The organism is Streptomyces platensis, assembly GCF_008704855.1.
Taxonomy (GTDB): Bacteria; Actinomycetota; Actinomycetes; order Streptomycetales; family Streptomycetaceae; genus Streptomyces; species Streptomyces platensis.
Genome location: NZ_CP023691.1, coordinates 475,457 through 487,633, shown reverse-complemented (window position 1 = coordinate 487,633; position 12,177 = coordinate 475,457). Strand labels below are relative to the sequence as shown.

7 protein-coding genes are annotated in these 12,177 nt (G+C 67.9%); 4 read left to right on the top strand and 3 right to left on the bottom strand.

Annotated elements, in window-relative coordinates:
- Positions 1 to 52 precede the first annotated feature (52 nt).
- The 4 genes from CP981_RS02120 to CP981_RS02105 all read left to right on the top strand — a co-directional run bounded on the left by CP981_RS02120 (position 53) and on the right by CP981_RS02105 (position 6,397).
- Positions 53 to 1,330 (top strand): SagB/ThcOx family dehydrogenase, encoded by a 1,278-nt coding sequence (locus tag CP981_RS02120; RefSeq protein WP_143658825.1) that lies wholly within the window; start codon positions 53 to 55, stop codon positions 1,328 to 1,330.
- Entirely contained in the window at positions 1,327 to 3,222 is a 1,896-nt protein-coding gene (locus CP981_RS02115; protein WP_085923096.1) for a hypothetical protein, read from the top strand. The genes CP981_RS02120 and CP981_RS02115 overlap by 4 nt, the downstream gene beginning before the upstream one ends.
- Positions 3,215 to 5,167 carry a TOMM precursor leader peptide-binding protein gene (locus tag CP981_RS02110; protein WP_085923097.1) on the top strand — a complete coding sequence of 651 codons (1,953 nt, stop codon included), beginning with the start codon at positions 3,215 to 3,217 and terminating at the stop codon, positions 5,165 to 5,167. Before CP981_RS02115 ends, CP981_RS02110 begins: the two co-directional genes overlap by 8 nt.
- Positions 5,168 to 5,248: 81 nt before the next feature.
- On the top strand, positions 5,249 to 6,397 hold the full coding sequence (locus CP981_RS02105; protein ID WP_244329500.1) for a cytochrome P450: 1,149 nt from the start codon (positions 5,249 to 5,251) through the stop codon (positions 6,395 to 6,397).
- 25 nt (positions 6,398 to 6,422) lie between these two features.
- Here the strand turns inward: CP981_RS02105 and CP981_RS02100 are convergent, their stop codons facing one another.
- From CP981_RS02100 to CP981_RS02090, 3 genes are all read right to left on the bottom strand, one after another.
- Positions 6,423 to 9,524: an AMP-binding protein gene (locus CP981_RS02100; RefSeq protein WP_208852880.1), complete on the bottom strand. Its 3,102-nt coding sequence runs from the start codon at positions 9,522 to 9,524 to the stop codon at positions 6,423 to 6,425.
- Between the two features lie 124 nt (positions 9,525 to 9,648).
- On the bottom strand, positions 9,649 to 11,304 hold the full coding sequence (locus CP981_RS02095; RefSeq protein WP_085923100.1) for a DUF6297 family protein: 1,656 nt from the start codon (positions 11,302 to 11,304) through the stop codon (positions 9,649 to 9,651).
- Positions 11,301 to 12,023 carry an ABC transporter ATP-binding protein gene (locus CP981_RS02090; protein WP_085923101.1) on the bottom strand — a complete coding sequence of 241 codons (723 nt, stop codon included), beginning with the start codon at positions 12,021 to 12,023 and terminating at the stop codon, positions 11,301 to 11,303. The genes CP981_RS02095 and CP981_RS02090 overlap by 4 nt, the downstream gene beginning before the upstream one ends.
- Positions 12,024 to 12,177: the final 154 nt, after the last annotated feature.

Here is a 12,177-nt window from a genome sequence, read left to right as displayed (position 1 = left end):
GCGGACCGCTTCTGGCGAGGTGGCTTTGGCCGCCTGGCCGCACCTTCAGGAGATGGGGCGACTGACCGCCGAGCAGCGGTCGTTGTTGCAGGTCCTGTCCACTGACCGGTCGGCGGAGGAGCTCACCGAAAGCTGTCCCCGCGATCAGGCCGAGACGCTGCTCGCCATGCTGTCCTCGGGCGGCTGGCTGATCACCACCGTCGTCTGCGGGGACCGTCCGCTGTTCAGTAGCCGGCCGCTGGTACCGCATCGAAAGCCGTTGCCTCCCGCAGAGCCGCGCCGGCTGTCCCGGTTCGTCTCGGTCCGCCGGGACGGTGACGAGTTCGTGGTGGAGTCTCCGGCTGCCGGGGCGGAGGTGCGCCTGTACGACAGCCGTCTCGCAGAGCCAGTCCTGACTGCGTGTGCGGCACACCGGGAACTACCTGACGTGCCCCCGGAGGCGGTACGTCTGCTCGCCGGTGAGTTGGCCGACGCCGGCCTCCTCGCGACCGCGGCCGAGACCCACTCCCTCAGCAGGGCCCAGTGGAGCCCCCATGAACTGGCCTTTCATCACGGCAGCAGGCTGCGTGGCGACCACCGGATGGGCCAGGACTTCGGCGGATCGTACTGGGCGAAGGGGAGGTTCGACGCGCCACCGGGCAAGCACCCGCGGTGGATGGCGGCGGCCATCGAGCTGCCGCGGCCCGACCTGGACAGACTCCGTGTACAGGATCCCGCGCTGGCCGAGGTCATGGAAGCGCGGCAGTCCCTCCGTTCCTACGACGAGGACACCCCGCTGACCGTTGAGGAGTTGGGCGAGTTCCTCTTCCGCACCGCTCGGGTACGGGCAACGGGTAGCGACACCGAGGGACTCGACATCTCCAGTCGGCCGTACCCCGCAGGCGGTGCTGCCTATGAGCTGGAGGTGTACCCGCTGGTCCGCAACGTGCGTGGGCTGGACGCCGGCCTTTACCACTACGCCCCGCACGGCCACCGGCTGCACCCGATCCCGGCGTCGGCGACAGCGCTGCGCTGGCTGATGAAGGCGTCAGCAGCGGGTATGACCGGGGAAGCCACACCGCAGGTGCTGCTGGTCATCGCCACCAGGTTCGGCCGCCTGGCGTGGAAGTACCAGGCGATGGGCTACGCGTTGACGCTCAAGCATGTCGGGGTGCTGTACCAGAGCATGTACCTCGCGGCGACAGCCATGCGGCTGGCGCCCTGTGCGCTGGGGGTGGGCGATTCGGATGCCTTCGCCGAGGCAACCGGACTGGACTATTTCGAAGAGACCAGTGTCGGCGAATTCGCGCTGGGAAGTCTGCCCGTGGCGCGGAGAGAGGGCACCGGATGAGACCTCGGCTCAAGGACGACACCTATTTCACGCGGGTGAACGAGGGCTTGGTTTGGCTGACTCCCGCCGGTTTGCTGACCGTGAAGGAACCGTCCGTCGCCGCCATGGTGGAGAGACTTGCGCCACGGCTCAACGGATGCCAGACGGTGGACGAGCTCACGGCGCGCCTACCTGAGCGGGGCCGTCGCCTGGTTGTCGAGCTGCTGGACGCGCTTGTCCGTCAGGGGCTGGTGGAGGATGTCCGGCCGGGCCGGACGCCCACCACGGGTGCGGACCCGGACGCAGGCTTCGTACAGCAGGTCATGGGTGACCCCGACCCTGCCGTCCACCGCTACCGCAACGGCAGGGCGCTGGTGATCGGGCCCGATCGGCTCCTTGCTCATTGTGTCGGGGCTCTGTCCGCAAGTGGTGTGACGAGAGTGGAGACGGTCCTCGACGAGGGCGGTGCGATGCCCGACGGTGCCCTGCACGCGATTGTTCACGAGGGCATCGACTTCGCGCTGCACCTCTTCGACTCAACGGGCCTGTCGCACGCTTCCGCCCTCGCCGGTGTCTGCGCCGACCGTGACATACCGCTGGTTCAAGGGCTTGTCTCGGAGTCGGAGGTGCTGGTCGGGCCTTGTGCGATGGTCGACTGGACGTCTGTGTGGCTGCGGCTGCGTGCCGAGGACAGGAAGCCGTTCAAGACGGAACCGGGACCACCATCGGGTGCTGCCGGGCGCATCCTGGCGAACCACATGGTGTTCCAGTTGTTCCGGTGGGTCACGGGTGCTGCCGGATCCGAGGATCAGAGGCTCTGTTCCTTCGCCACGCGGACGCTGGAAACCCGTCGCCATGATGTGCTGCCGCACTTTAGCGTCAGAAAGGCGCGGCCTCAGTCCCGGGCGGATTTCGTCCGCACAGTCCGCGAGCTGCGGCGGGGGAGGGGATGCACGGAGGCCCAGTTCTCCACGCGCGCAGTGCAGGCGATCGATGCGCGTTTCGGGCCCATCCGAGACCTGGCGGAGGACGAACTGCCGCAGCTGCCGCTCCGCCAGGCGCGCGCGCTCATTGCGGTGCCCTCCTGGGCCGATGGCCCGTTGGTGGTGACCGCCTCTGGGCCGGACTTCGCCACCGCGCGGCACCGCACGGCGCTGAAGGCCATCGGAGCGTACGGTGCCGTGACAGTCGATCCTCGGTGCTTGCACGTGCACAGCCGGAGTGGTGTTCGCCTTCCTGATGACCCCGATGACGTGATCCGTCTGATCCGGGCGGGGGAGGCAGATGCCCGACTGTGGGGAATCCGTCTCGAAGACGCACAACCCTGCCTGGTCGATGCGCGCGAGGCGTTCCCCGTTCTGTCCGAGGGCAGCATGCTGCCGACGGGACTCGGCTACGGCCTCGACTGGACGACCATGACGAGTGTCGCCGTCCTTGCGCAATGTCGCGCCACCGTGCTCGCGGGCCCAAGGGAGGTGAGCGGGCCACGGGTCGGGCAGGACGTGATCGACGCGGACCCGGTGAGCAAGCGCTACCGCAGGCTGCTCACCGCACTCGGCCACGACGTTCGGCTCATCGACCTCAGCGGGCGGGCAGGCGTGCCGACGGTGGCCGTCATGGCGAACGGCGCTGCCGTCCAGGTGAAGTGCAGACTCCGTCTGGTCGAGGCCGTCCGGGCTTCCCTGGAGGCCGTGCTCGTGGCAGCGCAGTCGGGCCGACCGCTTTCCTGCCTCGGCCGCAAGGTGCGGGAGAGCACGACTCAGTGGTCACCGCCGCAGGACGCCTCCTTGGACGATGCCGTCAGCGCACTGCGGCAGACCGGGCGGACGCCCGTGCTGGTTCCGCTGAACCATGATCCGGCGATGAACCGGATCACGCCCTATGCGGGGAACGTGGTGCTGATCAATGAGTAATGCGCGTCCGCTCGTCAGCGTCCTGGGTGAAGGTCGGCTACGCGATGCCGTCGCGACGCAACTGGCCGCTGATCCCCGGATCAGCTGCGTGCCGCCCGACGGTTCGACGGAGGACTCGGCTGCCGTGGTCGTCGTCGCGGACGCATGGCTGGAGGATGCTGTGGCGCTGGGCCCGAAAGGCGCGGCAGCAGTCCTGCCGGTGTCGACGGAGCTGGGGCACGTGGTCATCGGTCCGCTGACCAGGCTGGGAAGGGCGGGCTGCTGGATGTGCGCCCGGCTGCGCCGCAGCCGTAACCATCCAGAACGCGAACTGGCGGTCAGGCGGAACCAGCAGGCCCTGGCGAGCCGGCCCTCGTCCTGGCTGACCAGCTTCGCCGCCGATACAGTGGCCGCGCTGGTACATGACGAGATCACGGCCCTCGTGGAAGGGGGCGGACCACGTACGGCATCGTCTTTCCTCCGGGTGTCGTTGGCAGATCTCACCGTCCGGACGCACCATGTGCTGCCCGATCCGCTGTGCCAGGTGTGTGGGGAACTGCCGGAGGACACCGCGGAGGCCGCTGTGCTGTCGCTGACGCGGAGGCTCAAACCTGCGCCCGGCGCCTACCGCACGCGGGCCGTCGTCGACGCCCGGGAGAGCCTTCTGCGCACCTACATGGACCCCGAGGCGGGGCTGGTCAGCGAGGTGCAGACGGGCGACGAGGGGGGGCTGCCGGTCGCCAAGGCTCCGCTGGCGATGCGTGGCGCATCGGGTACCGAGGCGGGTTGGGGACGGAGTGACAGTTACCGCGTGAGCACGGTGACCGCCGTGCTGGAGGCGGTCGAACGGTGGGGCGGCTTGCAGGCGGGCGGCAAACGCACGGCAGTGCGCGCTGCCTATCGAGAGGTTCGCGAACTTGCCGTCGACCCGGTCTCGCTGGGTCTGTACGACGACGAGCGTTACTCCGGTCCGGATTTCCCGTTCACACCGTTCCATGACGCCCTCGAGCTGCGTTGGGTATGGGCATACTCCTTTCGCCGTCGGCGTTCGGTGCTGGTGCCTGAGACCTACGCGTATTACGGTGCGCACGTCCTGGAGCCGGATGAGCCGCGACTCGCGTACGAGATATCGAATGGCTGCGCGCTGGGGAGCTGCATCGAGGAGGCGATTCTCTACGGTCTCCTTGAGGTCGCCGAACGGGATGCCTTCCTCATGGCGTGGTACGGGCAGCGGCCGCTGCCCGTGATCGATCTGGCCTCTGCCCGCGATCCTCGGCTGCGGTTGCTCGCGGCGCACCTTGAGGAGGAGAACGACCGGACGATCACAGTCCTGGACACCACGGTTGAGCAGAACATCCCGTGCGTGTGGGCCATCGCCGTCGGCCGGCCCGATGACACGGTGCGGGCGAGGGCGGTGTGCGCAGGGGGCTCGCACATCGACCCGGAGCGGGCGGTGCTGAACGCGCTGTGCGAACTCGGTCCGATCCTCGCGAGCGTGGACCGCTCCTATGAACAGCGCCGGGAGCACGTCTCCGCGATGACCAAGGACTCGCAACTGGTCCGGACGATGGGCGACCACTCGCTGCTGTACGCCGATCCGGAGGTCTTTCCCCGGTTGGCGTTCCTGTTCGCCTCGCAGGAGCGCCGATCCTTGCGGGAGATGGCGGCGAACAGCATCCCCGTCTCTCTTGACGATCTCACCCAGGACGTCAATCAGGTCATCGGGCGCTACCTGGAGACCGGCTTGGACGTGCTGGTCGTTGACCAGACGACGCCGGAGCACCGCCGCGCAGCTCTTGCCTGCGTCAAGGTGATGGTGCCGGGCACGATACCCATGACGTTCGGCCACGGAATGCGCAGAGTGCACGGCCTGCCGCGGCTCTTCGACATACCGCGTCTGCTAGGCGACCGGAACCCGCCCATGACCATCGAGGATCTCAACCCCCACCCGCACCCGTTTCCCTGAGGACCGACGACGCCGATGGCCAGCACTGAAGAACCAGCAAGCCCGACCCCGCCTTCGTACCCTTTCCGCCAGGCCAGGGGAGTGGGCATCGACCCGGAGTTCGCGCGCTTGCGGCACGATGCGCCGCTCGCCCGTGTCACCATGCCCTACGGCGGCCAGGCGTGGCTGGTGACGCGGTACGAGGACGTGCGTACAGTCCTCGGCGACCGCAGATTCAGTCGGGCGGCCACGCTCGGGCGGGACGTACCGCGGCTGGTCCCGCTCGTCCAGCAGGTGTCGAGCATTCTGACGCTTGACCCACCGGACCACACCCGTCACCGCAGGCTCGTTTCGCGTGCATTCACCCCTCGCCGTATGGAGGAGCTACGTCCAAAGGTGGAGCAGTTCGTCGATGAGCTCATCGACGAACTGGTCGGACACGGGCAGCCCGCTGACATGGTGGCTCACGTCACCCGACCGCTTCCTGTCATGGTGATCTGCGAGTTGCTGGGCGTTCCCTTTGGCGAGCGGCACCTCTTTTACACATGGTCAGAAGCGATGCGGTCCACCGGCGCCGATGCGGTCGCCAAGATGAAGCAGGCAGGACAGCTCCCCTGGGACTACCTGGCCGACAGGATCTCCGTCGAACGGGAGAATCCGTCCGACAACTTGCTCGGAACGCTGGTGCGAGCGCGTGATGAAGAGGAGCGGCTCAGCGAGCAGGAACTGGTGAGCTTCGCGGTAACTCTCCTGTTGGCCGGCCACGAGACGACCACCGACGAGCTCGGCAATTTCCTTTACACGCTCCTCGTGAACCCTGCACACCTTGAGCAACTGCGCGCTCAGCCCGACATGTTGGAGTCGGCCATCGAAGAGTTGCTGCGCTTCGTGCCGATCGGAACCCTCTCCGGCTTCACCCGGATCGCCACTGAGGACGTCCGTCTGAGCGGTGGACTGGTACGAGCCGGCGACTCGGTCGTGGTGCAGGCGGATTCGGCCAACCGCGACGAATCAGTCTTCGCGGACCCTGACGAGCTGGACTTCCAGCGGGAGCCCAATCGGCACCTGGCCTTCGGCCACGGGCCGCATCACTGCCTGGGAGCGCAGCTCGCCAGGATCGAACTACGGGCCGCGATAGGCACCTTGCTGGCCCGCCTGCCCGCCCTCGCGTTGGCGGTGTCGGCGCACGAAGTGTCCTGGAAGCTCGGGCGATCGGCGCTCGGGCCGCAGGCACTGCCCGTCAGGTGGTAAAGCGAGGCCGCCAGTGGAAGCCTGGTCAGGCCAAGGCCTGCACGACCTGCCGGACGTTGTCCACGAACTGACGGGCCAGCATTCGGGCATCGTCGTCCGGTATGGCGTCGCGCCGGTAACGCAACACACCGCCGACGGCAGGGTGCGGCCACAACTCCACGGTCAACTCAGGCACGGCATTGGCGGCCGGGCTACGGATGAGCTCGGCCTCAGCGTCCCCCCACCGCATGGAGGCCGGGGGGATCTCCTCCTGCAGCAGATACGCCTGCAATAGCGGGTGCCTCCGGTGGCCGTCAGGAAGCTTGGGCATGATCGCATTCATCGGTACCAGCGGCGGCTTCATCGCGGCACGCAGTTCCTCAGCGGCGGTAAGCGCCAGCACCTGCGGTGTGTCAGCTTCGGTCGGCAGCCGCAACGGCAACAGGCCGGCCATGCAGCCGACCAGGGTGGCCTCCTGCTCCGTGTACCGGCCACTCACGGGTATGGCGACAGCCGGGTCGGGCGCTCCCGTGTACGCGCGCAGGAGCATCACGTAGGCGGCATAGAACACCGACATGGCAGTCCCCTGCACAGCGGCAGCTGCGGCACCCACCTCGGCGATCAGCTCTTGGTCGACGGCCAGCGGCAACTCGTCTGCCGGACCGCTCCAAGGCCTTCGGTCGTTCAGCGGAAAGGTCAGCTCGGGGGCGTCAGCCATGCGCTTGCGCCGGGACCACACAGCGAACGGGAACTGCTTCCGGTACTGCTCACGCTGGGCAGCGATGACACGGAAGTACGACGGTGGTTGATCGGCCTGCGGGGTGATGCCGCGGAGCAGCGCCTGGTAGGCATCGGCGAGTTCCTCGCTGAACAGACGGGCGGACCAACCGTCGAAGAAGATGTGGTGGACGCTGATGGCGAGCACCGCCTCGTGCGGACCGGCCGGGAAGAGCGCGGCCCTGATCGGACTGCCGGCCGCCAGATCGAAGGGGCGCATCGCCCACGCGGTTGCCGCCCGCTCCGCCTCTGCCAGGGTCGACACCGCCGGCTGACGCTTCAACACCCCTGTGGTCTCACCGGCAGGCAGGACACGGACCTGTGGATGTTCCAGGTCAGAGCTGAAACGTACCCGTAGCACCTCATGACGGGCCACCAGGTGGTCCAGGGCTTCTGAGAGTACTGCCGCATCGAGAGTGCCTCGCAGCCGGTAGATCACCGGAACCACGGCCTCGTCGAGACGGGCGCCGTTGCGCAGTGCCGTCCAGAAGCTGCCGAAGACGAAAGGGAGTTCATGCGGCGTGTATCCCGTCTCGGGACCGGGATCCACGCGCCCCGTGTCAGTGCCGCTCGGAGAGGCGGGTGCCCGGCCGAGCAGCTCCGCGATCCGCTGCGGCGAGCGCGTGCGGAAGATATCGGAAACCTCGATGGTGCGTGAAAATCTGCTGCTCAACCGCGTGGCCAGGCGCATGGCCGTCAAGGAGGTGGCGCCGCGGTCGAACAGGTCGTCCCCGGGGGCGACCGGGTACCCCAGCAGCTCTGAAGCGACCGAACGGATGGCTTCGATGTCGTGGTCTTCGTTTGCCGCACTGTCGTCGGCAGCCGGTGCCGGCAGGAGCGCGGCAAGGGCCCGCTCGTCGGCCTTGCCGTTCGCGGTGAGAGGAAGTTCGTCGACGGCGCGCAGGACGTCGGGCACGAAGCCGGCCGGCAATGTCCTGGTGATCGCGGCCCGCACCTGCTGGGGGTCCACGCCCCCGTGCGGGGTGAGGTAGAACGCCGCCAGACGGGTCTTGTTCGGGGCATCGAGCGGCAGCGCCAGTGCGACGGCTCGGGTGATGCCGGGCACGGACTCAATGAGGCGTTCGATCTCCTCCGGCTCGATACGCAACCCCCGTACCTTGAGCTGACGGTCCTTGCGACCGGCAAACACCAGTTGCCCCCGGTCGTTGATCCGTGCCAGATCACCGGTCAGATAGGCCCGGACCGCACCGTCAGCCTGGAGCTCGATGAACCGCTGGTTCGCCTCGGCGCCGGTTCCGAGATACCCAAGTGATACTCCGTCCCCGCTGAGCGCGATCTCACCCACGTGCCCCGTGGGCACGACAGCGCGCTGCTCGTCGAGGAGGTGCACGGACGTGTTGGTCACCGGAGTGCCGATGGGCACGTCATCGGCTAACTCATCAGTCCGGGCGACCCACAGCGTACTGTTGATGGTGTTCTCCACCGGACCGTAGGCATTCACCAGCTGAAGCCCTGGATGCTGTCGCAGGCATCGTGCGACGTGGCCGCCCGGCAGCCGTTCGCCGCCGACGAGGACGAGGCGCAGTCCGGCGAGTGAACCCGGGTCGTCATCGACGAGCATGCCGAAAAGGGGAGTGGCGATCGCCAGCATGGTGAGCCCGTCTCGGACCAGTTCGCGTAACCGCTGCCCCGTCAGGTATCGATCATCGAAGAGCACACAGGTGCCGCCGTTGATGAGACTCACCCATAGTTCGAGAGCGAAGATGTCCCAGGCCATCGAGGAAAGTTGCAGCGTGGTCAGTGGCGCGTCGTGCAGGCGTCTGATGTCGATGGCTGTGCGTGCGACGCCCCGGTGCGGCGCAAGCACAGCTTTGGGCATGCCGGTGCTGCCGGACGTGAGGAAAACACAGAAGGGATCTGTGCCGCTCGTGGGCGGCGCGGGCCTGGCCGCTGGGACAGGGCGATCGGGGTGGAGCGCGAGCACCTCCTCAACGGTCAGAGTGGTGGCGGTGCCGACCGGCTCTCCGGGCACCGACGCCACACACACCGTGGCGCCGGTTTGCTCGACGAGTTGTCGGCAGCGGCCGACCGGCCAGTCAACAGGCGCGCACGCATAGACCGCGCCCACCTTCAGCAGCCCCAACAAGACGGTCATCGTCTCGGGAGTGCGCTCAGCCCGGACCACCACCACGTCACCGGCGACCACTCCCTGGCCGGTCAGGACCGCAGCCGCCCGGTCCGCCGCCGCTACCAGTGCGTGGTAGGTCACTGAGGTGTCTCGCCACCGAAGTGCGACGGCTTCCGGGTTGGCGATGGCTGCACGGTCCACGAGGGCATCGATGCGCTCTCCCTCGGAGTAGGGAATGCGGGGGCCGTGCAATACCGACATCGGCAGTTTGGCTGTTGCCACCTGGCGCCTCCGTTTGTGTCCAGGGCACGGGCGCAGGTGTTGCGCAGCCGCCACAGCTTGCACACTATCTCTGGGTCGGTGACCACTTGTGCGATTTCGGAGTTTCCGCCTCCCCCTGCCTCGATCAATGCCTGCGCAATTTCCTGGCCAGGTGGGAGGCGCCGAGGAGCAGCACGGCCGTCAACGCCAAGGAGACCAGCACCATGCACGCAAGGGCCTCGACGCCGGCCCCATGGGCAAGGACGGCTTCCAGCGCGAAACTCAGGGTGGTCACCGAGATCAGCAGCGGTGCTGCGTACCAGAACAGGAAGACGAAGAAGCTGAGGTCCCCGAAGGGAGTAGGGATGCCGATGAACAGCAGCTCGGACCGGACCGGCCCGCGGACCGCCGCCACGATAGAGGCCGCGGCAAACGGCAGAGCGCACACCGGCATCACCAGGAGCGCCCAGGCAGCTCCCTTCAGTGCGAAGGGTATGGCCGCCAGGCAAGCCAATACCGCGCCGAGCCCTGCCGGGACGATCGCGTGATGGAGCATCAAGGTCGCGAAGCGGAAGGGAGACCATGATGAGCGCCGGAGATCGTCCGCCTCCCATCGCGCCGACTCGGCCAGCTGACCAACCGCCAGGTACCCGAAGAACAAGGCCATGACCACAGCGGCGACCCTGCTTCGGCCGTCGAGAGATGCGGCCATCCCCGACATCCCTGCGCCGGCCGCGGTCCAGAGAGCCGCGCTGCCGACACGGCCCGGTGCGCGCAACAACGCCACGGCGTCGCGCCACACCACCACGAGGTACTTGCTGCGAGGCATGGGCAGCCGACGCCGTGACTCACGCCCGTCCCGTCCGAGCGCCTCGCTCACTGCCAACTTCGCGGCGCGCAGTTCCACCGACCACATCACCGATGCGACCGTGGTGGCCGTCGCCGCGCGAGCACGCAACTGCGTTGTGGGGACGGTCGCGGAAACCGTATGCGCGTACCGCGTCGCCGCGGCGGTGAGGACCACGAGCAGCGCAACAGCGGCGGGCCATGTGTGCGCCGAGCCACCCGCCGCATGGACGACCGGTTGCGCGGCCCAGCCCCAGGGCCCGGACCACAGCTCGACCTGCTCCAGCACGGGAAGCCGGTGCCCAGCAGCCGCCCACCCCGTCTGAGCGACGAGCATCACCAGCAGCAGCACGGCGTACGGCGTCCATGCCCTGACTCGGATTCCCAGGCTGGTCCGTCGTTCGACCTGGAGGGCGAGCACGACCGCCAGGAGCGGGAGACACAGCCCGGCGGGCAGACAGCTCGCAAGCCCGGTCCCCAGCGAGGAGAGTCCGGTCAGGTGCAGCAGAATCCCCCCGGCGACCGCGCACAGCACCCCGGCGACGACAGCGAGTCCAGCAGTGAGGCGGAAGTAGGGGCGTAGCACGCGGGCCCGGTCGACCGGCTGGCTGAGAAGCCACGCCGCGTCCGGTCCCGGCACGATCACCGGCCCGCGCCACAGCGCGTCGCGCGCGGCGAGCACCACCAAACTGAGAGCCAGCAGCACCAGACCGGCGGGAAGCGTACGGCGGATCGCTTCCAAGGCGTCCCCGTGGGCGGCCGCGTGTTCCAGGCGCTTGGCGAAGCGGTAGACGAAGGTCGTGCCGTAGCCGCCGGCGAGCAGGACGAGCGAGTAACCGATGACTCCGAGATCACGATTCCGTCTGCTGCGGTGACTGCGGCGCTTGTCGCGCAGCCAGCGCAACGTCTCGGAAGTGCGGTCGTACTCCGGTGTCCAGGCTGTCTCGTCGCTCACTGGTGGCCACCCAACTGCTTGAACACACGGGCAGGGGCGCCAGAGGCCACGACCTTGCCGTCCTCCAGAGCGACCACCCGGTCGGCCACCGCTCGAACGAGATCCGCCTGGTGGGTGGCGAGCAGAACCGCTACGCCATCCGCTTTCTCGCCGATCAGCAGTTCGCTCAGGCGCCTCCGGGAGTCCGGGTCCAGGCGCTGCTCCGGCTCATCGAGTACGAGAAGATCGCGGGGGCGGACCAGGGCAGCAGCAAGCAGGAATGCCTGCATCTGTCCCGATGACAGGGCGGCGGGGAGATGGTGCGCATGGCCCTCAAGGCGGCGGTCGGTCAGGACTTGATCGATCCACCCGTCCGCGTCAGCCACGTCGTGGGCCACAGTGATGAGCTTGAGATGGTCGTGCACGCTCAGATCGGGATAGAAGGCGACGCTGTCGCCGACTACGGCGACCCTGGCGCGTACCCCGGGGTCGTCCTCGTCGATGACCCTGCCGTCGAACAACGCTGTGCCGGTGGTCGGTTTGTCCCGGCCGCTGGCGATGCGCAGCAATGTGGATTTTCCCGAGCCGTTGTGTCCGAAGAGGGCGGTGCAGGTACCGGCCGGCACCTTCAGGTCCAGGGGGTGCAGGGCCTGGCGATCACCATAGGTGCGGCTGATCCCGCGAAGCTGCAATAAGGCGGGGACGGAATCTCCGCCGGCTTTGCTTGTCTTGCTGGGCATCGTGCCTCCGATATGAGGAAAGATCCGATATCGCGAGCCTAGCGGCCAAGCCGGTGACCACACTTGCCGCGCCGACCGTCCGGCGGCAAGGTTGACCGATGTTCGCTGCCGCCCACCGTCGGGCGGGCGGTCAGCGGCAGAGGGCCTAGTCAAC

What these genes read in the sequence shown, in the direction of transcription:
- CP981_RS02120 (WP_143658825.1), top strand. Translation starts at nt 53, where the DNA reads ATGGGGCGACTGACCGCCGAGCAGCGGTCGTTGTTGCAGGTCCTGTCC.
- CP981_RS02115 (WP_085923096.1), top strand. Translation starts at nt 1,327, where the DNA reads ATGAGACCTCGGCTCAAGGACGACACCTATTTCACGCGGGTGAACGAG.
- CP981_RS02110 (WP_085923097.1), top strand. Translation starts at nt 3,215, where the DNA reads ATGAGTAATGCGCGTCCGCTCGTCAGCGTCCTGGGTGAAGGTCGGCTA.
- CP981_RS02090 (WP_085923101.1), bottom strand. Translation starts at nt 12,023, where the DNA reads ATGCCCAGCAAGACAAGCAAAGCCGGCGGAGATTCCGTCCCCGCCTTA.